Genomic DNA, 21,640 nt, shown 5'->3' with positions numbered 1-21,640 from the left:
ACGGCAGACGGACATGACACCCGTACATTTTAATGACTAACAAGAAAAACAACAAGACGATGAAAGACAAACCTACATTATCCGCTTGTATTCCGGCAGGCAAGCCGGTATTGGATTACCTCAAGGAGAAGTCCGGCGAACGGCACACCAAGCTGGAAGCCTATTGTGACCTGCTGGACAAGGCTTCGGCAGGCTATGTTTCCGACGCGCTGAAAAAACTGGACGTGGAATTGCAGCCCGGCCAATTTGCCGTGACGATTACCGACCTTGCCGGATGCTGGCATTGGCACCGCGCCACCGTCCGCTCGTTCCTGAACGGACTGGAAGATCTCGGACAAATCAGGAAGTCCTCCCTGACCCGCAGCTACATCATTACGATGGCAGAAACCATCCCCGATGGAAATGAAGCCGGAAAGAACAAAGGAAAAACAATCAATCCCATTATTGACAAGGTGGATACCGCATTGTCCGAATGGGTATTCGGCCGGTTATCCGGCGAGGAATGCGGCCGGGCCTGCCAACGTCTGACCGATACGGAAACACCGACCGATACCAACCAAGGCACAGATGATCTTCCGGAAGACAGAAAGGCGGCTTATGCGGAAAACTGCCGGGCAATCATGGAAAGCATGGCCTTGGCCTCCGTCCGCCGCGTCCTGCATAAGTACCGCTTAGGTTCAACCGCTTCCTTGGCCGGTTTTTTCAATGACGTGCTTGCAGAGGACTGGACATTGATGCCCGAGGCCATGGAAACGCTTGCGGAGCTGGTAATCGACGGGGAATCGGAATCCCTGGAACTGGAAGACAAACAGACAAAAGAAACGTTCCATGCCCTTTGCAAGCCGTTCAAGACGCTTCTTGCAGGCCGTATGGAAGCAGGGAACGGCAACAAATAACGTGAAACTCCGGACAACCGCCTTTTTCAAGGCCTAATCCGTCCCTTAAAGGCTTGCCGGTGGAATGGCGCGACGGGCTCGCCCGCCTGCCACGAACAAAGGGAAGTGGGTAGCCTAATACCCCGTGCGCCTACGGCGACGGGAGAGGCTGTCCGACGGGGCAGCAAGCTGGGACAGTGCGGTTGTCCGCAAAACAGGTACAGACAATATGGCAGGAAACGCTAAACAGGTGATGGACATCCGCCCGTCGGCGGGCATCACGACCGCCCAGAGCGACGAACACCAGCGCAGATGGACGAAGGAAGGCTGGGAACACGCCGTCAGCAAGGGCAATTATGACCCCACGCGCGAACACCTGAACTTTGAAATTGTCAAAGGCGGCAAGGTGCAGGCCGTGGACAAAACGAAAAGCATCCCGGAGCGGATGGCGGAGAACTTGCGAAGCCGCGGCATCCGTGACAGGAACGAGGGGCTGGCGGAACCCAAGTACCGCACCGTCGCCAATTTTATCTTTGGCGGCTCGCAATCCCGTATGCGTGAACTGGCCTTCGGAGACCAGAAGGTGGACTTTGACAAAGGCGCGGACAATTCATCGGTCAAAAGAAAGCCGGAGATTGAGAAATGGGCGCAGGACATCTACGCTTTCGTGTCCGGCAAGTTCGGTGAGGAAAACATCGTCGGTTTCTATGTACACCTGGATGAATTGAATCCGCACATACACTGCACCCTCCTGCCAATCAAGGACGGCGAGTTCGCCTACAAGAAAATCTTTTCCGGCAAGGACATGTACGAGGGCAGCAGACGTTTCCGGGAGCTTCACAACGAACTGGCCGCGATAAACCGGAAATGGGAACTTCACCGTGGTAGCGATGTCGCCGTCACCGGAGCCAGACACCGCTCCACCGAGGAATACCGCCGACACCTCAATGAGGAATGCACTTCCATCGAGGAGCAGATAGAGCAGCACCGGAAGGCTTTGTCGGACCTCCGCGTGGAGATACGCCTGGCAGAGCGCAGGGTGAAAGGCTTGAACACGATGGTGGAGAACCTGAAGAAGGAGAAGGCGGAGAAAGAGGCGCAACTGGCGGCATACCGCCGTGAACTGCAGTCGCAAAGCGGCGACGCCATGGCCTTTTCCGCAGAAATATCCCGGTTGGAAAAGGAGCTCACGGTTGTCCGGGACAAACTGGCGGACAAGCAGGAAAAGCTGGAAGCCGCCGACCGGCAACTGGCCTTGCTCCAGAAGGATATGGATGCCATACAAAGCCGCACGGGGGAACTGCGCGAGGAAGCCTACCGGTACTCCCGTGACATCCACGCGAAGGTGGACAGCCTGTTAAAGGATGTGCTGGTGGAGCGTCTGGTCGGCGAACACCGGGAATTGATGGCACGGTTCGGCGCGGAAGCGTGCGGTGCCTTTGACGGAACGCTCATGCAGAGCATTTCCGAGCAGGGCGCGGAAGTCCTCCATTGCGCCACGCTGCTGTTCCTCGGTTATGTGGATGCCGCCACCACTTTTGCCGAAGGCCAGGGTGGCGGTGATGGAGGAAACGGCCTGAAATGGGGGCGTGACGATGACGAGGACGACCGCCGCTGGGCTTACCGTTGTATGATGATGGCGCAGCGCATGATGCGTCCGGCCACCGGCAAGAAGCCCAAACGCTGACCTCCATTTTTAATCTTATCCATTTGTATATTCACCAATTAATGTTGAACATTATGACAAAGAGATTCATTTTCATTTTTGCGGCATTCTGTTCCTTGTGGGCAAGGGCTGTTGCCAGACCAGTGCCTACAGATTCAATAGGAAACAGCGGCTATCAATATTCCATGGAAAAAGTGCAATCCGTCACCACGCCGTCGTATTTGGACGGTGTGCTGGTGGCTTCCCCGTGGACGGCCAACTGGTTCGTCGGCGTGTCGGGAGGGGCTTCCGCCTTCCTGGGAAATCCTCTCGGCTGCGAGGACTTGTTCGGCCGCCTGCAGCCTTCATGGGCTGTCAATGTCGGAAAATGGTTCACCCCTCACATCGGGAGCCGTATCGGCTGGCAGGGCGGCAAGTTCAAGGACGGTGCATTGGACACGAGGAATTTCCACCATTACCATGCGGACTTGCTCTGGAGCCTTTTGGGCGAGCAGCGGAAAGACGGCACTCCTGCGGAGTGGAGTCTTGTTCCCTACGTGGGCATGGGCCTGTTGCACCACAAGGACAACGGACAAAAACAGTTCTCCTTATCCTACGGCATACAAGGCCGTTATCGGATTACCGGGCGGCTGGCTGCCACCCTGGAGCTTGGCGGATGCACCACGTTCCGGGAATTTGACGGATATGGGAAGATTGGCAAATGGGGTGACAGGTTCCTGACGCTTTCAGCCGGGTTGTCCGTCACTATCGGAAAGACGGGCTGGAAACGCGTGGTGGACGCAAGGCCGTATGTTTGCCGGAACGAATGGCTCGTGAGGCGGTCGGAAGCGTTGGCCGGTGCCAACCGCCGCTACGCAAGCCGTCATGAGAAAGACGGCAGGATTATCCGTGAGTTACGCAAGATACTGGAGCTGGAAGGCTTGCTTGACAAATACGGATGGGCTGCGGACAGCCTGTATAACTATGACACGGGCAATCCCGGAAACGATTACAGCGGTTTGAACTCCCTAATGGCCCGGTTAAGGAACAGGCATTGGAACGGAATGGACCCGTTGGCCTCGCCGACCGATACGCTCAGGACCAAAGGTGATACAGACACGTTGCATAGCCATGACATTAAAGGCTTGTATGACAGCACGGCTATGGCAAATGCTCACAAACAGGCGGATGCCCGGCTGGCGAAATATACAGCCAGCGGACACATTGGCATTCCAATCTATTTTTTCTTTGAACTGGGAACAACAAAGCTGACCGAACCGGCACAAGGAATCAACCTTGATGCGCTGGCGCGTGTCATCACCGGCCATGGCCTGTATGTGACCGTTACGGGAGCGGCGGACAGCATGACCGGAACGGTGGAAATCAACGACCGCCTCGGCATGGCAAGGGCGGAATACATCGCCTGGGAACTTGTCCGTCGGGGTGTCGCACCGGACAGGATTGAAAAGGCGGACATAGGTGGCATTTCCGATTACACTCCTTTGGAAGGCAACCGACATACGCAGGTGCGCCTGTTTATCCCACGATAATTGTCGCAGCCATATACATTTTCTTTTGCTTTTGAAACCGGTGGGCTTGTCCGTGACGGACAGGCTCACCTTTTTTTGTTCCTTCCCTTTTACCGATGCAGGATTTGTAGGTTTTCCTGCATAAGTGACGTTCTGTAAAAATTCGTGGAAAAATTTTGGCCATTATCAAAAAATGACAGAAATGTCATTTTTCGTCAATATCCACTTATATCCCCCCTATACCCATCATCTCACCTTTTCCATGTCAAAAAGTTGACAGATATGTCACTTTTTTCACCCGGCCGTTTTAAGCGTCCATCCTACGGTTATACAAGCGTTTATTCCGGCTTCTTTCGCATTCACATGGCCGGCCACGGATTATTTTTCCGCAAAAGTAACGGGCTGCGTCCAATCAGCAAATCCGGTTTCGCCAAAGGTGCCTGCCGGAAATCTTCCTTTGCGCGCAAAGCGTATTTCCGCCGTCAGATTTGCCTTTATGTCCTTTGGCCCTTTGATTGGGCAGAAAAATAACCCCGTTGCAGGCCGTGAAAATGGCTACATTAGGGAAATAAAAGAAATTCAATCATCAACAATTAAAAACAAAAACTTATGGGAACTAAAGACATTCAGACCGTAGCAGAGAGAAACATCGTATCGTTGGCATTGGCAGACATCCGTCCGGGCGGTTTCAACCCACGCAAGCATTTTGACGAGGAAAGTCTCGGCGAGCTTGCGGACAGCATCCGTCAGCAGGGTGTCCTGCAGCCTATCGGAGTGCGTCCTATCGCGGACACCGGCCTGTTTGAGATTGTGTTCGGCGAGCGCAGATACCGTGCGTCAGTCATGGCAGGAACGGATGAAATTCCGGCGGTAGTCCTTGACATCACGGATGACGCAGCCGTGGAAATGGCCATAACGGAAAACCTCCAGCGCAAGGATGTTACCCCTATGGAGGAAGCCAGAGCCTATCAGAAGTTGCTGGAGGGCGGGCGTTATGACGTTCAGTCTTTGGCTGTGCAGTTCGGCAAGTCGGAGGATTACATCCGCACACGCCTTAAATTTACGGCATTGATACCCGAAATCGCCGAATTGCTGGAAACGGACGAGCTGTCTGTCAGCGTGGCAAGTGAAATCTGCCGTTACGGAGAGGACATCCAGCAAGAGGTGTATGACCGTCATTTGAAAGAGGGCGTATATGGCAGTTGGCGAGGACTGAAAGCATCCGAGGTGGCCAGGAACATCGAGCGTGACTTCACCACCGACCTGCGTCATTATCTGTTCGACAAGACCACATGCGCCACCTGTCCGTTCAACACCAATAACATGAGCCTGTTCCACGAGGAGGGATGCGGAAATTGCGCCAAGCGGAGTTGCCTTGAGGAAAAGAACGTGTCGTTTTTGGTGGAAAAGGCAGTGCAAATCATGGAGCGGCAGCCGACCGTCATCCTTTGCCGTGACGCATATAACGGTAATGACAAAGCCGTGGAGCGTCTTGTGGGCATGGGGTATGTGGTAGAAAACCTGCAAGGCTACCTGCCAATTTATCCCAAACGCCCCGAAGAGCCACAGACGGACGAATATGACACCCAGGAGGATTACGAGCAGGCTTGCAAGGATTACGGGCAAGACATGTCCGTTTACAACGAGAGGTGTGAGGAAATAAACAGCAAGGCCGATACAGGAGAAATCATGTTTTATGCGAGGATAGAACGGAACGACATCACCCTGTGCTATAAAAAAGCGGAACAAAATGACGGCATGGACGGACAACCGATGTCACCCATTGAGAAATTGGAGAAGCAGGACAGGCGCAACAAGGAGATAGCCCTTGAAAAGACAGTGGAGGACACGAAGAAACGCATTCTGGAAGCCGACATTACGGAAACCAAGTTTGGCGCGGACGAGGACAGGATGATTTATTTCTTTATGTTGGCCGACCTCCGTAAGGAACATTATCAGACGCTCGGCATTGACGCAGAAGTTCCATACCTCACGGATGAGGAGAAAATGAACTTCATCGCTAACCTCACGGCCAAAGCGAAAGCCGTCATCCGCAGGGATTTTCTGATTGCAAGGTTCAAGGACGCACGTGGCGGCAACGCCGTGGCATCCCTGTTGCTTGACTTCGCAAGGAAGCACATGCCCGACACATTGGCCGACATCAAGAGCGGGTATGACGAAGTGTATGAGAAGCGTCACCAACGCATCGAGGAAAAGAAAGCGGCCTTGCTGGCCAAGGAAGCGGAAGAGGCAGAAGAACTGCAGCAATCCGGGGAACGGCCACAATCAGAAGAGGCGGCATGATGTGAAATCCAAGGAGGCAGGGCGGAGAAATCCGTCCTGCTTTCCGTTTCGGCAAGCTCCGACCCCATACGCCCTGTTTCCACGGAATTACAGAACCGTTTACGGATAAGGCTGCTGACCTTTTGTCGTGCGGGTCATTTTCACTTATAGACAGCCTTCCCGAGCGAAAGCTCTCACCCTTTTATACCATTCCGTTCCTCTCTTTATACCATCCCCCTTATATCCCTTTTATACCGTTTGGATCTTCCTCCCTTATTTCGCATCCGCCCACGCCACGGCCTTGATTTTCCCGTGCAAAGCTACTGCCCGTCCATGCCATCAAGTACCGTCCTCGGACTAATCCGTTGAAATCTGACGGCAGCCTTCCGCAAAAAAATATTTTGGGTATTCCGTAAGATTTGACCGGATTTCCTTGTCTTGCATTTCCTTTCCGCAGTCTGTCCGGCACGTAAAATCAAATCCCGATGACGGAGCCGGAAAAGCTCCAATCAAAGGGAAAATAAAAATCATTAAAAACTTAAATGTTATGGCAGTACAAAACAAAATCATGCACGAGGCGGAAGCCTATCTTCGTAATCCTGAAAATCCTACAAGGCTTTGTGTGCAGATTGGCGGAAAACGCCGTCACCTGTTTATCAACAGGGATGAAGGCGGAATTGGCATATTGGCTATCGGGAAGCGCAAACGTGGATTTGTTTTCAATGATTGGCAATCCATTGAAAAGATTTTCTACCCGGTTCCGGTCAGTGAGGAAGAACTCAACCGCAAACTGGTGTTGAAATACCAGCGTCTGGCCCAATCAGCTTCGTTTACCAATGACTGGCTGGCAGGCATAGCCAAGGCAGACCCGGCCAAGTCGCTTTATGAAAACCATGTCACTACAGGAACGCGGATAGACGGGAAGTGTATCAGGCTTTCCACCATAGAGAAGTATTGCGGCAGTGCAATCATGTCGATGTTTAAGTCCGCACTGAAAAATTGCAGGAAATTCACCACCTCCCGTTTTGATTTTTGCGGCTATGACGGTACGCTTTGGTGTGAGCCGAAAGGCGATGGCAAGGTCACAGCCGGCTTCTGCAAGGAATACAGGGGGTATGGCAACGGCTATTATTACCTGTTAATCAACGATGACACTTTCATTGGTTATGATGTGGATTGATGTTAAATACTTAAAACAGAAATGTTTATGTTTGAAAATGACGATTATACGGATTTTCCGGAGTATGGCAGGCATTGTTACCTGACAATCCCATGGAGAGGCTACCGCAGTGCGACCATTGTCGGCAGGACGGACAAAGGATTTGTCGTACAGGTCAGCAGCGGTGCAGAAATGGATGTTTATCCCGATGAAATAGAATTAGACTGAATGTTTGATTAAATCCCTCCGACTTGTCAATAAGCCGGAGGGTATCAAACCTTCATCCCGACAGCTTCCGATTATTCGGAAACAGAGATGTTCTTCGTGGAGTTGCTGCCTTTGTAAGTTCTTATGGCTGTATATCCAGAGCTACCCAGTATGCCTTGACCTGCCAATCCTTTTATATGCTTATAAGAGTTTCCTTCCTTTTTAAGGTTCATCTCATTCCGTTTTTATATTTCATTTTTCCTTTTATATCCACTTTATTCCATCCTTATTTCGCATCCGCCACGCCATCGTCCTTGATTTTCCGGTGCAAAGCTACTGCCCGTCCATGCCGTCAAGTACCGTCCTCGGACTAATCCGTTAAAATCTGACGACAGCCTTCCACAAAAGCACACTTTTGGGTATTCCGTAAGATTTGACCGGATTTCCTTGCCTTGCATTTCCCTTTCCGCAGTCTGCTGGGCACATAAAATCAAATCCCGATGGCGGAGCCGGAAAAGCTCCAAACAAAGGGATAAAAAACAACTAAAATCATTACAATTATGCACGGAAAGATTTTTCAAATCACTACAGTAAAGGTGGACGAGGATTGCCGCCTTACGGAGAACACCATTGAACAGGGTGACGGCACGAATTACGATTATTGTTCGGAGATTGACGATGAGGAACGGCTGGAATGTATTTTCTATCTGGTGAATGAAATCCTGCCTGCCGGTATGTTCGAGCTGGTTTCAGAAGACGTGCTTCGTTATAACGGAGGCATTGAAGAATGGACAGAAAAGTTTATCGGCAATATCCGCCTGAAAATGGAAGCAATCACCGCCGAGAACGCATACAAGTCCGTAGGCCCTGTATATCAGCTTGAAAAGGAATTGAGGAACCCGTTGCATACGGACTGTCAGTTCCATATGGACGAAGGAGGCTTGCAAAGCTATGCGGAAGAGTCTTATGAGTTCATGTGCGCCGTCAGCAGCATGAAGCCCGGCACATTGCTTTATATAGGTGGTGTCATTGATTATCATTTTTGATAATTCGGCAAATCGGAAAAAGATTGGAAAAGCGGTGTAAACAACCGCTTTCCAAACTTTGGAATATAAATGAAACTTAAAACAAAGAAGATTATGGATTACAGTCAGATTTCAGAGAAAGACAAACAGTTTGTGGACGGTTTTTCCCGTTTCGTAAACGGCGGGATGTGTTCGGCAAAGGAAACAGGCAGGGCATTGGCTGCCGACCACCGTTACTTGGTGAATGAAAAAGGCAAGGTCATGTTCTACTTTATGGAGGCACTGGCCGCCGACTGGCGCAAAGGGCGTTATGACCAGCGTAACGAATGGGCCTGCAGGCTGGCCGCTGTGGCAATGGACGCATTGGAGGCACAAGGACTTTATTATAAAACACTTGAAAATGAGGCTTATTAAAAGGACAAGACGATGAAAGACAGACTGATTACACCACGGCTGGCGGAAAGATTCAAGGACTATCCGCTGTATTCACAGGAAGGTAAAGGCAAGGAGGCCGTTTGCGTATGCGTGTTCTTTATCGGCCACATCCGCTGGTATGTGCTGGAGGGGCAAAAGGTACACGATGATTTCACGCTTTTTGCCATTGTGGCCGGCCTGCAGGAAACGGAGTACGGTTATGTCTCCGTGCACGAAATGGAAATCATCGAGGTGAAGCGGAATGGGATAATCTTCAGGATAACCGAGCTTCCCGGTTACGTTCCATGCCCGCTGAAAGACATCAGGGACAAGGAGCTGCAAGATTTCCTTTCAGGACTATATGATACAAACAAGAAAATATGACTATGACACAGGAAAAGATTATCGCCATTGCGGAAGAAAACGGATGGCAGGTTCATATCGCGGGCAGTGGAAATGACGACAAGGTGATACTTGAATTTTCAAAGTTCACCCCTTACGGGCAGGATTTCAATTTCCAGGCAGGGATGGAGAGGGGCGACATTCAGACGCTCATTGACGGCATCATTTATTTTGTGGACGGCTTTGACCCCGACAGCGAGGCATACCTCTGGCTGGGGCCGGACGGCCATGGGAAGAACGGAGCACCATACAACATGAAGGACATCGTGGAGGATATGGAAGCTGCCGGAGACATGGTATTGGACTTATGCGTCGCCTATCAGGAGGCCAACGATGACGAGGAAGAGCAATAAGTAATAAAAAGGTAACGGGGAGGCCGACCACCTCCCCATAAATAAAGACATTATTATGGATGAAAACAAATACCTTCACCGGCTTTGCCGGAACATCATCAGCGGACGTTTCAACTGGCGTAAGTATTGTACGCCGCAAAGTTATTTCGGACTTAACCTGTGCGTGCAGCCGCTGTTCTGCTCATACGGACAAATCGGCTACAGCGTCCATTTCCCGTATGCCGTCCGTCCGATGCCTGATTTGGAATACGATTGGGAAATGGGCAAGCTCTTGATTGACGAGGTAGGCTGGAAAAAATATCTTTCCGATAATGGGGATTAGCCAACCGGGCTGTTATTAACGGGAAATCCGGGTGGATATTATTTCCACTCGGATTTAGCCTGTTATTTTTCGTATAGCAGGAGGAACTCCACTTTCCGCCTCAGTTCTATGGAGGGTATGACTTTCCCATTCCAACATCGGAAAGTTACATATTCCTTATATATGTTCCTGTCGCCTCTCTTCAGCTTGCTCACCAGCCTGCTCTGCGGTATCTTGCCATAGCCGAGCAAACGGGCAGCCCCGACATTATAAGCAAGGGTGGCAAGAAGAATACTGTCACGGCCAAAGCCCCTGAATACGGCACAAAGCCCCTGCAAATCTTTTCGTAGGAGCGCGTCTGCCTTTCTTTCAGACATCCGCCATGATAACTTTTCGCCATGTTTTAACCGGTGTCCGTAGCCTACATAAGGATAGTTGGAAGGCCCGTGTAGCCTTTCGAACCATTTGATGGCCGTGACAGCCAGTTCAAACTTGGAAACGGTCTGCGCACGGATTGACAGGCAACCTGATATGAACATCAGCAGGATTAAATATCGGTATGTCATGATTTATGTTATTTTTTTTCTTAGTTTTGTCAACGACGGAAGCCTCCTCTTTCAAGTTCTATATCCTCCTTTTCCCTGTTTTCGTAGTCCGGCATTTCCGAAAGTTTTTCATACGCATTCTGCAGGTTATCATCAAGGCTGCGGTCGTATGCGTAGGGAAAACTGTGCAGGACGGCCAGCCCGGCATTGGTGGCGCTGCCCACATCCAGTCTGTCCGTTCCCCTGTTGTAGCGGATGTGCAGCACATCCCCGTTCTCCATCTCAAATGCAGGCATACGGCGGCCGGCCATTTCATCAAACTGTCCTTCCGCCATATCCCTTGCCAACTCTTTCACATCTTCGCTGGCCCGGTTGGTGCCGTTGCGCCGGATGTGGTCACGCACTTCCTCTTCCGTGAACTTGAGCATCACCTCGTATGTGCCGCCCACACTGCCGTTGTACACGACGGCGAAGTCCTTGTCCTCGACGAGCAGGTCATCACCCCTGTTCTGAAGCGGCGAGCGGAAAGTGTATTTCTCGTCCATGCCGTTACCGTCGTAATACTCCCTGGCCAGTTTCAGGAGACCGTCATAGTCGCCTTTGTCCTTGAGGGCGTCAAGCCGGAAAGTGTCATCGGTGGACTGCAGGTAGGCTACGGAGGAATAGAACACCTTTCCCTCTTCCTGCCCGTCTTGCTTTTCCTTAGCGGCCTGTTCCATCTCCTGCGCGATACGGTCAATGTGCCGGGTTATCATGGAGGCGGCCTTTTTCACGTCCAGCAAGGTGGTCTTGATGAACTGCGGTGATTCTTTCAGACTGCCGAGCCATGATTTCAGGTAAGCCGCGCTGTCCTCCTTCAGGTGCCGGCTCATGCCGTACCGTTGCGCCACCAAGGCACTGCCCAGTTCCGCCACCAGTTCCTCGCGGGCGTAATCGGCCGAGCCGAAAGCGGCGGGCTTGATGCGTCCGAGGCGGCTTTCTGCTCCCGTACTGTGGGTCATCTCATGCAGCAGCGTACCGTAAAAAGACTCGCCGTCCTTGAACTGCGCCTTTTCAGGCACGACAATCTCATCCTTGCTAATGGAATAATACGCTCTGTCCTGATACTTTGGAGTAATGGGGCACACCCACAGGTCTTCGCTTATCATCCGGTCCATCGGACCGAAGCTGAACTGCGGTTCTGTCTGTTCAGGCTTCCTTTGCCCGCTCTCTTCCGCCAGTCTGCCGTAGAGTTCAGGGCGGCTTTCCTTCAGATTGGTCTGGTCTATGTTAAACACCCTGAAAACCTGCGTTTTAGGATATACATTATACTGCTTCTTTTCCTCATCGCTCAGCTTCTTGTAATCCTCGTACTTGATTTTTTCCTTGGTCTCCTTGTCGATGCACGTGAAGGTTGTGAGCATCACGGGAAAAGACTTCTCCCCGCGCAGGACGGACACCCTCGGCAGGGGATTGCCTTCCTTGTCCGTCTTGCCGTTCATGCGCATTACCGCATCGAACGTGCAGAAACGGGGTATCCTGTACCCTTGATCCTCGCAGTGCATGAGCAACATCAGGGCGTTGAGTCCGTTATACTCCCGTCCGGCCATGTTCTTCGGCCATGTGAGCGTGCCATCCGTAAACCAAGGCTTCCTCCAGTCCTTGCTTATTTCCTCGATTTTCCGTATCATCATTTCTGAAAACAGGATCAGGGCCTTGTCCTCACTGCCCGGACCGTCCGGATTATTTTTCCTGTACCCCATAAGCGTCAGTTATTTGCCGGATAAGGCGGTTTGACATACTCGGCCATTTCGTCCACGCGGCATGACAGGCTCAGGCTGTCATTGTAGGCGGACAGTTCCAGCTCACCCTTGACTTCCGCCCTCGTACCGGGCTGCAGCCATGCCTCGCGCTTCCGGTCGAAACAGAAGAAGCGCACCCAGATATAGGTAAAGCCGTCGCCTATCTTCTCGGCGCTGAAGGCGGAGAACCGGATATAATCCTTGCCGTTCTTGTCCTTGCACTCTTCCACGGACTTGCCGATTTTTCCACGGAACTCCATCTGCCCCTTGATGAAATCCTTGTCTTCCGTGGTGGCAAAGTTCACGCCCGAGGCGGAGAGGTTGAAATACATCCGCTCTTCACGTTTCTTCAGGACGAGCGTACCGGCCACTTCCAGCCTTGTCCCCAGACGGTAAGCCGCCAGGTCCGTGTCGTTGCCGTCCTTGGCCACGCTCACCTCGATGGTCTTGTTGATGCCGTTTCTGGCCGGGATTACCACGTTCAGGGCAAAGCTCACGAACGGCTTGCCCGCCTTGTCCGTGCGCACCGCCGCTTCCCTGCTGACGGTTCCGCACACTGTCACATTGCATTTGATCATACGTCTTTAATTAAAATGATGTTTTGCCGAACCCTTGATGTGTGTGATGGATGGAGAACGTTGAATACTGACGGTCAGTCGTCATAGTTCGGCGCCCGTATCATCTCATAGACAATCCAGACGGTTATGGCTGCCTGTATGCCAAAATAGACCAACGTACCCGTCCTGCCGAACAGGAGCAGGCATACCGTTATGTGAAGTGCCAGTACCGACAAGGCCAACACTCCTTGTGCCAGATATAAAACCAGTCCTTTCATATTGTCTTTCCCTTATTTCCGTTGCAGGCTTTCTGCGCGTTCCTGTCCCTCGCTCATTCCCAGTTCATAGTTCTGCGCGGCCTGTCGGCTCAGCACGATTCCGTTCACCATCCCTGCCACACGCATCCGTTTGGCTTCGTCGGACAAGTTCCCATCGGCCAGCACCAGTGAGAGGCGGTTCATCTCAGCGGCGGTCAGTTCGTGTCGGACCGTCACGATGCCGTTATCCGCCAGGAGGACGGCCTTCCCGTTGCCTTCCATGCCTACCGTACAGCTTTTCATGCCGGGTACAAGGGCGGTCAGGTCCGCCTGTTTCCGGTTCGCGTATTCCGATACCAATGCTTTCCGTTCCTCTTCGGCCTTGCCGTCTATCTGCACGGCCAGCAGCATCAGCGAGGTGTAGGCGTTCATGGCCATTTCCATTACCGGGTCTGCGCCGGTGACGCCCACGCCGCTGTCTTCCGAGGAGAGCAGTTTCTTCATCCATTCCTCCGTGGACAACGGACGGCCGGTGTCCGGCGTTTCCGGCTTGTATTTGGCCAGCAGGTCATTCCCGTCATGCAAGGCCTGCAGGCGGATGCCGCCTTTCTGCGCGATGTCCGCCAGGTAAGCTGCCGGGTCGATGTGCCTTTCCGTACCCTCCTTGTCAATGTCCTTGACCTCGAAATGCAGGTGCTCGCCCGTGGTGCGGGTGCCGGTGTTTCCCGACACACCGAGCTTTTGGCCTGCCTGCACCGTGTCGCCTTTCTTCACGGCGATACTGTCCAGGTGCATATAGGTGACCTGCAGCCTTCCTCCGCCTTCCCGTGCGTACTCGACGGTGACGGACTTTCCTTCGGCGGTTTGGGCATTGTGGTTTACGCCGACCACTTTCCCGTCCGCCTCAGTGGCCAGCACGTCGTCATGATCCGTGCGGATGTCGATGCCCTTGTGCATCTGTTGCCTGGTTTTGTCCATCGGGTCGGTACGCATCCCGAAAGGCGAGGTGACGAACAGGTACTCCTCCCTGCTGACAGGAAATGAATACTCTTTCCGGCTCTCCGTGTTTCTCGGATTGCCCTCCACACCGAAAGACTTGCCTTGCGCTTTCATCTCCTGCATCACCATCCGGTCATATTCCTGTAGCCCGTTCCGTTCGATAATCTGCTGTAGTTTGGCGGCATACCCTCCGTTCGTGGCATATCCGGCCCGTTCGATGCCTTCCGCCCATCCCTTATAGTCATCGGGCGGCAAGGTGAAGCACCTGGCGTAACGTCCGTTCTCTTTCAGGAACTGTGAATGATGCTCGTAGCTGTCGCCTACGGAATCATACCTGCAGAATTTTTCGTTTGGCCTGTCGTCCGTATATACCAGGTAGCCGCCACCGTCCTCCAGCCATGCGGACGTAGCCTTGATACCGAAATGGTTGTTCCCTTTCCGGGCCAGTTCGCTCTGTCCGTTGCTGCTTTCCAGTATGCCCTGTGCGAGGATGACGGAGGCCGGTATGCCGTACCGCCGCATCTGTAACATCGCAAATTCCGCGTATTTTGATGCGTATTCTTGATTCTTGCTCATTTCAGTTGTGTCATAATTAAGAATTATTGTGTCATCGTTTCATTCCTTTGGCCTGTCCTTCTTGTTCTGCCCGGCTTTCCTGTCGCCCGGTACTTGGCTTTGGCTCAATCCCGTCGCAAATGGCCACCCTGCATCCGCCGCGTATCAGCTTGGGCAGGAACATATCCAGTTCTTTCGCTTGGAACGCCGCAGTTTCCAAATCCTTTCCGTCTGTGGTCCTGAGCTTTCTGACTTCCACACCCAATATCCTTCCGGCTTTTCCGGCATCTTCCTTGTAGGCCTCATAGCTGTCATCCTTACGCAACAGCAGGACGGTATCGGGATGTTTTTCTTTCAGCTTCTCCCATTGTTCCAGAATGGAGGCATCAACCTGGCGGTTTTCGGCGGCCGTTCCATCTTTGCCCGGCTGTACATTTTCAGCCGGAGGATCTGCCGCCGCCCTTTCCGTTTGTTTCCGTTCTGTTTCCGCAGACATTTTCTCGCCGGTCGTTTCCTCCTGCACCTGTCCTTTCCGAAGCACGTCTGCGAAGAGCGTGGCCGCAAGATGCTTCTTGTATTTCACCGGCTCGTCAGCCACCCACATCCGCTGCCATTGCTGGGGCGTTACGCTGCGCGGCTGCAGTTGCCGCCCGTCAATGGTGGCGGCGCACTGTATGCCGTCCGTCCGGGTCTTGTACACGGACACGCGCTCTATCCTGTTAAGGTCGATGCCTTGTACATGGGTGGAAAACAGGTCAGCCTTGAGTTCCGGGTTGCTTTCGGCCAGCAGGTAATATTTGTTCGCCAGTTCACCCCGCACGGCGGAGATGTTCTGCATGGCCTGTTTCAAGGTCGTGAAAAAACGGTTGAGGTCATCCTTGTCGGGATAGACGCTGTACCCCGCCTTGCCTTCCGGCTTGATGTACAAGGCCCAGCGTTTTTCGTCATCCTGTATCATCTGCACCTGCTCGAAGCGTACCTGGCTGGCACGTTTTACGGCATCGGACACGGCCAGGGTGGAAAGGGTCTCCATCGACCAGTTCCGTAGCCTGGCCACCGTGACCTGCTTGCCTTCAAAGGTCAGGTCGTCAGGACGGTATCCCCATGTGCCGTCAGGGTTGTAGAACGCCACGTTTTCGATGCCCTCCTTGCCCAGTATGTTCCGTATGCGCTGTCTCGACATGCCAGGCACTTCGTTCTCCGCTTCCGGCGAGGCTCCTGCGGGGAGGATGACATCGGCGCTTTTCCCGTTATTGTCCCTGACTACCACGAAAGTCTTTTTCTCCTTGTCGGGATGCTTGGCTATCTCGTCAGCGATGAAATGGTGCAAGGGCTGTTCCTTTTTCAGCCTGGCGGTCTCACGCCGGTTGCGGTGCGTGGCGTATTCGATTTTCTCGCCGCGTTCCGCCTTGTGTATCACGTCGAGGGTGTTGTTCACTTCGCTCTCGATGATGTCGATGAGCTGCGGGTTCTCTTTCAGTTCCCTCGTCCAGTAGTCTGTCAGCGCCATGCTTTCCGGACTTAGCCGGGCAGGTAGTCCCAGTTCCAGCATCTTGAGGCCGGAGGCCAGCTCCACGGTGAGCCGTTCCTGCCTGACTGCTTCTTCGGATGGTGCCTTGCCGTCTTTCATCACCATGCCTTCGCGGGCCAGCCGTTGCTGGTGGCCGGTGGCGCTCACCACCTGCCGGAACACCTCCTGCACGTAGTCGTGGTAATGCTCGAAATCCTTTTGGCGAGGCACATAGACGGCATCCCTCGTGCTGTCGTAATGGGCCACGCCGCTGCCGTCCATACGGACAGGTACGAGATTCTCGCGCATTTTCAGCAGGAAGTCGTTGACACGGATGTGCAGATTGCGGTCGTCGGATTCGTTGAGCCCGCGTTCTGTAGCGCCACCTTCCTTTTTCAGCAGCCCCGTGTAGGCCTGCGCGTCCGTCATGGGCAAGAGGGTCTGGTCGATGTTGAACACGGTGCGTATCTCGCGGTTATGGATGCCCTTGTAACGCTGTTTGCCTTCTTCCGGTAGTTGCAGGTAGGCTTTGCGGTCAATCACGTCTTCGGGGTTGTTGCGGTTCACGTACTTGTTCCAGTTGTAGAACAGGAAGGGCGTACCTTTCTCATGTTCGCGTACCGGCTCTCCGCGCCGCTTCGCTTCGGCAAAGAGGGTGTACAGGTTGGTCTTGCATCCCTTCGCGTCTGAGTCGAGTGCCATGACAAGGGCGTTGAAGGGGCTTACGGACACGCCTTTTGGATAGAACCTCGGCAGGGTCTTGCCTGACGGGTTGAGCCAGTACCTTCCTGTATCTCCCGCACCGGCAAGGGCTTGGATGAGCAGTCCGGCCTGTTTCTGCGCCGCGTTCTTTTCTATGGGTGATTTCTCGTTCATAATATCGTTTTTTTAATGTTCCGTTTTTATTGGATTCCGCGTGAGCGGTGTATGGCCGGGCTTTCCGATTGCTCGTAGTTTTGTTCCGCCATGCTGCGCATCCGGTCATACCGTGCCAGTACGGCGTTGGCCAGCGTGTTCAGCGGCAGTGCCCCGGTGCGGTAGGCGTCGGCCACCGTGTCCGTCAGCTGGATGGTGCAGGGTACCTTGTCGATGGTGGCTACAAGGGTGTTCCCCTGCAGTACGGGCTGTCCGATGCGTGGGTCAAGCGGCTCGTCAGGGTAAGCCTTGTAGCGGACTTGTCCGGGGATTTCCTCCTGCCTGCCGCGTTCCAACGCCTCATGCCCGGCCTTGTTCAGCAGGTTCAGGCCGCCTACACCGATAAGCAGCATTTTCAGGATAGGGTTCTTGACGAACAGCCCGGCGATGACGGCGGCTATCGGTACGAGGTTGTCTTTCAGCCCCAACGACCGGGTCTTTCCCGTGAATATTCCCACGAGCAGGTCGGGCAGCATGGACAGCACGTAACCGAGGTTCTCCCCGATGTCGCCCATGCCGTCCAGACCGAAGTTGGCCAGCAGGCCTTCCCAACCGTTTTCATTGGTGGCCGTGACGCAGTTTTCCGACTCATCGCCAGATGGCCGTGTTTCCTCTTGCCCGGCGGCATTTTCTGTTTCTTTCTTTCGCTTTTCCTCCAGTTCCGCCTTGGCGGCTTCCCGCTTGGCCTGGTCAGCCTCCAGCTTCGCTTTCTCCTTCAGATAAGCTTCCTCCTGCCCGGGAGCGACAATCAGGGGTACGTCCTTGTATTTTTCATCCCGTTTGTTCACGTCCGGAACGGTGAACGTCTTGAAGGGGAAAGCATTGCTGTCTTGTTTATTCCAACCCATAAATCCAAAGTCAAAATCTACAATCGGTATCTTGTTAGCCAGTTTTTCGTTGGTGTCGGTGATGTAGTCATCCTCATGCGGCTGTATCGCCTTTTCTTCTTCCCTTATCTCGTTGAATATGTTGGTCTCGCTTCCGAACACGCCCTTGCTGATGCAGGCTTCCATGTCGTCTGCGGTGGGAGCGGCCTCTTTCCCTTTGTTCAGGTTGGCCACCGCGGTCATGCCCGCATCAAACCCTACAAGCCGGAGGAAAGAAGTCCATGAGCCTACGCCTCCCATAGCCAGCGCGTCTGCCGCCGTCCCCAAGGCCCAACCGGCGCCTTTCTCCACGGCCGACGGCTGATAGGCGGCCTCGCCCCGCGCTTCTATCTCTGCGTCCAGCGGCGAGCGGTTCAGGGTCTGCGCCATTCCGAACAGGCTGGTCTTGGCCGCCTTGCGGAGAATGTAGTCCGCAGATGATTTGGGCATCCCGTCTCTTACCAGCTTGTTTATCATCTGCCTCTCAACCCGGTAGCCGACGTAGGCACAGGCCAGGTCGCACCCGATACGGGCGGAACACTCGTCGTACTTCGCCCGCCCGATTTCTTTGATGACGGCATCGCGCCATTCCCCTGCCAACAGGGCAAGGTCCTGTTGGAGCTTCCCGGAAGCGAGGATGCGCTGCCGGCACATCTCCACATAGTCCTCCGTCGTCTTGGAGTTCCATTCGCCCGTCACCTTTAGCAACTGGTACGGGTCGCTTCCTGGCATCTGCGAGGAAGCCATGAAGCTGAGTATGCCTGCCGCGCTGCACGAATAGTCGCGCATCTCCTCCGCCTGCCTGTGCCCGAGTTCCTTGCGGACATCCTCCATTACGGGGGAGATGTGAAAGCGGAAGTAGTCCTTCAGCAGCCATTCTATTCCGGCGAAACGCCCGGTATCCTTTATCTTGCCCATCCGACTATTGCCATTTTTTAATTCTTAATTTTTAATTCTTCATTGAGATTAACTGTTCTCTCGTCTGCTCGATGGCACGGTGATAGACCTCCATCTGCTTGGGAAAATGCTCCTCCAGCCAGCCGTCCTTGTCAATCCGGTCGTGCAGGAAGAGGATGGCAGCCTGCCGGGTGATTTCCACCGACGGCTCGCCCTCATCCCGGTTGTTGAACCATGCCTTGGTCCACCAACGGACACCGGCCCTGTCGGGATAGACGCTGACGATTCTCGGTATGTCGAAGTGCTGTACGTCGATGTCCAGCCCGGCCAGCGGGTCGATGGTACCGTCCGCCGCTAAGTCCTGTTCACGGACTTTTTTTTTACTTCGTCATCCGCCGTGGAGAGGAACACGCCCAGCCTTGAGGCGAGGTAGTCCAGGAAGTCGGCTATCAGCAGTTCCTGTACCTTGCAGGCCAGTGGCAGGGCGCGGCGTCCGATGCCGAGCGGGTTGTACATGGACGGCACTGCCTCGAAAAAGTAATTCCGTGCGGCTGCCTGGGTGAATAGGTTGCGGAGCGACTGCTCCGTCCGCTGTGGCGATGCGTACAGACCGTGGCGCAGGTCGTCCAGGTAGCGTGGCAGAAAGCGGAGCATCAGCGTCTCTATCTCCTGCCGGTCTTTGTCATAGCATGTCCTGATGCCGGTTCCTTCCACGTCTTCCTGCATCCGGCTGTCCGAAGCATTGACGGCTTTCAGGTTGCCGTACAGCATGGTCAGGAACTCCAGCGGGTCAAGTTCCTCTCCGTCGAACGTCACTTCCATGTGCAGCAGGCGGCCGCTGAGTGACACGGGGTCCCCAGCTTGGACGGACTGGCCGAAAGCGGCGTACACGTTGGCCAGGTGGCCGTAGGTCACTTCGTACTTGCCATAACGGATGGTCTGGCAGATGCCGTGCGTCCGGTCGCTGCCGACGGCTGTCACCGTGCCGCTGGCCACGGCGGCCAGCAGGCGGTGGCTGGCGGGAAAGTCGATGCCGTGGTGGAAGAACTTTTCACCGGTGACGGGATGCGTCTGTTCCCCATAGCCCAGGGAGAGCGTCACGTCCTTATCAGTTTCCTCAAAGGGCATGCAATATCCGCTGGGGGAACGCAATATCATTTCTACGGTATATTCCATTGTCGTATGTATGTTGTTGTCTTATCTTCTCATTCCTGTGGACTGTCCTTGGTTTTCCTCCTGTCCGTCTTCCCGGGATTGGGCGGTCCCGGCCCTTGACTCTCCGCCCTGCCGGCGCACGTTGGAGTTGTTGCCGATGAGCATCAGGCCGAGCAGCAGCCCGGCGATTTTGCCCAGCCAGCCGGTGCGTCCGAAAACGAGGTAGGCTGCGGCAACCAGCCCGGCGAGGCTCAGGCCGGACACGTTGCCTTTGGCGAGGTTGCCGAAGAAGTTTCCGAACATGTCCAGGGCGTTGCCGCTGAAGATTCCTTGGAAAAAGTTGCCGATCCCGTTCCATCGGTCGGCGGTCTCGCTTACGGAGTCCATCGTTTCCCCGGCTTTCTCCTTTATGTCGCCCACGCTTTCCACGACCGTGTCCGTGGCACTTTCGCCTATCACCGCGTCGCTGACAATCCGTGCCACGCTCTTGTCTGTGGTGAGCTTTTCCCATGCCACGTAACCGGCCGCGCCTCCCACGGCCGCGCTCTTCATGGCCTGCCCGGCTCCGCGCAGGGTCTGCGAAGGGTGCAGGACGGCATGGCCTGCCGATTTGCCGGCCTGTCCGGTGGCTTTCCCGAGGCTGCGTGCCGCAGTGCCTCCGTATTTAAGTAAACTGCTCCAAAAACTCATGTCCTTAATTATTTATTATGTGGTATGCTTAAAATCCCTTATGTCCGTTCCGCTTCCACCGTTGCATGGCGGCGCGGGCTATCTCTTTCTTGTCGGCCATAGGCCGTGAACCTTCGTCTATCTCCGCCCAGATGTCGCCGAGCGTGGTGTATTTCACTGCCTTGGTCAGCCTCCGGATTTTCCGGTTCATCTGTTTCAATTTCGGGCGGATGCCGAAAACGGTCTCCATCCGTTCCTTTTCCGTCATCTTGTTGTCGCCCATGCAGACGGTGCGGATGTCGTTCACGATTTCCACGCCGCCGAGGATGACCTCCCTGTAGATCTTGTTACGTCGCGTGGAAAGGGCCACGGCAAGGGCGTTGTCGGGCGATTCGCCCAACTGCCGGGAAAAGTCGCCTAAGTTGTCGCACAGGGCGGTCACTTCGTGGTAGAAGCCGTAGATTTCCGCCGCATAGCTGATGACGGAACGGAACGAGTCAAGGTAGTCGTTGAACTCCCGCTGCAGGTCTGCCGTGGCCTTCACTTCCTCTTTGGTCCAGATATGCCCGGTCGTTTGCAGGAGCATCACTTTCTCTTGGTTCTTCAAAGACTTTTCCGCCTTGTCGGTATAGACCAGTATCATCCCGGCGAGGGTCGGGTCAATCTGCGCGCGGGCCTTGTTCCAGCCGGAGAAGGCGAGGAGGACGGCGGTAAGCAGGATGTACAGTTTCTTTTCCATGA

General features: G+C 54.0%; 23 protein-coding genes. 12 read left to right on the top strand and 11 right to left on the bottom strand.

Features of this window, described 5'->3' with window-relative positions; translation table 11 throughout:
- The first annotated feature begins 59 nt into the window (after positions 1–59).
- From B5F78_RS02750 to B5F78_RS02695, 12 genes are all read left to right on the top strand, one after another.
- Positions 60–896 carry a hypothetical protein gene (locus tag B5F78_RS02750; RefSeq protein ID WP_087405919.1) on the top strand — a complete coding sequence of 279 codons (837 nt, stop codon included), beginning with the start codon at positions 60–62 and terminating at the stop codon, positions 894–896.
- 208 nt (positions 897–1,104) lie between these two features.
- Entirely contained in the window at positions 1,105–2,562 is a 1,458-nt protein-coding gene (gene mobV, locus B5F78_RS02745; RefSeq protein WP_204502453.1) for a MobV family relaxase, read from the top strand.
- A gap of 53 nt (positions 2,563–2,615) precedes the next feature.
- Entirely contained in the window at positions 2,616–4,070 is a 1,455-nt protein-coding gene (locus B5F78_RS02740; RefSeq protein ID WP_087405954.1) for an OmpA family protein, read from the top strand.
- Between the two features lie 261 nt (positions 4,071–4,331).
- Positions 4,332–4,580, top strand: coding sequence for a hypothetical protein (locus B5F78_RS02735; protein WP_087405918.1), 249 nt, complete (start codon positions 4,332–4,334; stop codon positions 4,578–4,580).
- A 78-nt stretch (positions 4,581–4,658) separates the two neighbouring features.
- On the top strand, positions 4,659–6,353 hold the full coding sequence (locus B5F78_RS02730) for a ParB/RepB/Spo0J family partition protein (protein ID WP_087405917.1): 1,695 nt from the start codon (positions 4,659–4,661) through the stop codon (positions 6,351–6,353).
- Between the two features lie 526 nt (positions 6,354–6,879).
- On the top strand, positions 6,880–7,512 hold the full coding sequence (locus tag B5F78_RS02725; RefSeq protein ID WP_087405916.1) for a hypothetical protein: 633 nt from the start codon (positions 6,880–6,882) through the stop codon (positions 7,510–7,512).
- 27 nt (positions 7,513–7,539) lie between these two features.
- Positions 7,540–7,719, top strand: a complete 180-nt coding sequence (locus B5F78_RS02720) for a glyoxalase (RefSeq protein ID WP_087405915.1) — start codon at positions 7,540–7,542, stop codon at positions 7,717–7,719.
- A gap of 539 nt (positions 7,720–8,258) precedes the next feature.
- A complete protein-coding gene (locus B5F78_RS02715; protein ID WP_087405914.1) occupies positions 8,259–8,744 on the top strand; it encodes a hypothetical protein in 486 nt (161 codons plus the stop codon).
- Positions 8,745–8,837: 93 nt separating this feature from the next.
- Positions 8,838–9,137: a sulfide:quinone reductase gene (locus B5F78_RS02710; RefSeq protein ID WP_087405953.1), complete on the top strand. Its 300-nt coding sequence runs from the start codon at positions 8,838–8,840 to the stop codon at positions 9,135–9,137.
- Positions 9,138–9,149: 12 nt separating this feature from the next.
- Entirely contained in the window at positions 9,150–9,521 is a 372-nt protein-coding gene (locus B5F78_RS02705; RefSeq protein ID WP_087405913.1) for a hypothetical protein, read from the top strand.
- A 2-nt stretch (positions 9,522–9,523) separates the two neighbouring features.
- Positions 9,524–9,892: a hypothetical protein gene (locus tag B5F78_RS02700; RefSeq protein ID WP_430746763.1), complete on the top strand. Its 369-nt coding sequence runs from the start codon at positions 9,524–9,526 to the stop codon at positions 9,890–9,892.
- A 55-nt stretch (positions 9,893–9,947) separates the two neighbouring features.
- Complete coding sequence (locus tag B5F78_RS02695; RefSeq protein ID WP_087405911.1) at positions 9,948–10,214, top strand: hypothetical protein; 267 nt, start codon at positions 9,948–9,950, stop codon at positions 10,212–10,214.
- Between the two features lie 62 nt (positions 10,215–10,276).
- Here the strand turns inward: B5F78_RS02695 and B5F78_RS02690 are convergent, their stop codons facing one another.
- The 11 genes from B5F78_RS02690 to B5F78_RS02640 form a co-directional block, all read right to left on the bottom strand.
- Positions 10,277–10,759, bottom strand: coding sequence for a glycoside hydrolase family protein (locus tag B5F78_RS02690; protein WP_087405910.1), 483 nt, complete (start codon positions 10,757–10,759; stop codon positions 10,277–10,279).
- 29 nt (positions 10,760–10,788) lie between these two features.
- Positions 10,789–12,480 carry an ArdC family protein gene (locus tag B5F78_RS02685; RefSeq protein WP_087405909.1) on the bottom strand — a complete coding sequence of 564 codons (1,692 nt, stop codon included), beginning with the start codon at positions 12,478–12,480 and terminating at the stop codon, positions 10,789–10,791.
- A gap of 5 nt (positions 12,481–12,485) precedes the next feature.
- Positions 12,486–13,097 (bottom strand): hypothetical protein, encoded by a 612-nt coding sequence (locus B5F78_RS02680; RefSeq protein WP_087405908.1) that lies wholly within the window; start codon positions 13,095–13,097, stop codon positions 12,486–12,488.
- 74 nt (positions 13,098–13,171) lie between these two features.
- Positions 13,172–13,354: a hypothetical protein gene (locus B5F78_RS02675; RefSeq protein WP_087405907.1), complete on the bottom strand. Its 183-nt coding sequence runs from the start codon at positions 13,352–13,354 to the stop codon at positions 13,172–13,174.
- A 12-nt stretch (positions 13,355–13,366) separates the two neighbouring features.
- Positions 13,367–14,908, bottom strand: coding sequence for a glucosaminidase domain-containing protein (locus tag B5F78_RS02670; protein WP_087405906.1), 1,542 nt, complete (start codon positions 14,906–14,908; stop codon positions 13,367–13,369).
- Positions 14,909–14,939: 31 nt separating this feature from the next.
- Complete coding sequence (locus B5F78_RS02665; RefSeq protein WP_087405905.1) at positions 14,940–17,273, bottom strand: zincin-like metallopeptidase domain-containing protein; 2,334 nt, start codon at positions 17,271–17,273, stop codon at positions 14,940–14,942.
- 26 nt (positions 17,274–17,299) lie between these two features.
- Positions 17,300–19,096 (bottom strand): hypothetical protein, encoded by a 1,797-nt coding sequence (locus B5F78_RS02660; RefSeq protein WP_087405904.1) that lies wholly within the window; start codon positions 19,094–19,096, stop codon positions 17,300–17,302.
- Between the two features lie 31 nt (positions 19,097–19,127).
- Entirely contained in the window at positions 19,128–19,406 is a 279-nt protein-coding gene (locus B5F78_RS02655; protein ID WP_087405903.1) for a hypothetical protein, read from the bottom strand.
- Positions 19,407–19,429: 23 nt separating this feature from the next.
- The gene (locus tag B5F78_RS02650) at positions 19,430–20,251 is read right to left on the bottom strand and encodes a M23 family metallopeptidase (protein ID WP_087405902.1); all 822 of its coding nucleotides are present in this window, start codon (positions 20,249–20,251) and stop codon (positions 19,430–19,432) included.
- Between the two features lie 21 nt (positions 20,252–20,272).
- Entirely contained in the window at positions 20,273–20,920 is a 648-nt protein-coding gene (locus tag B5F78_RS02645) for a hypothetical protein (RefSeq protein ID WP_087405901.1), read from the bottom strand.
- Between the two features lie 28 nt (positions 20,921–20,948).
- The gene (locus tag B5F78_RS02640) at positions 20,949–21,638 is read right to left on the bottom strand and encodes a hypothetical protein (RefSeq protein WP_087405900.1); all 690 of its coding nucleotides are present in this window, start codon (positions 21,636–21,638) and stop codon (positions 20,949–20,951) included.
- Positions 21,639–21,640: the final 2 nt, after the last annotated feature.

This window comes from Bacteroides sp. An279 (genome assembly GCF_002159615.1).
Lineage (GTDB): Bacteria > Bacteroidota > Bacteroidia > Bacteroidales > Bacteroidaceae > Phocaeicola > Phocaeicola intestinalis.
The sequence above is the reverse complement of the archived record's forward strand: the minus strand, read 5'-3'. Positions and strand labels throughout refer to the sequence as shown.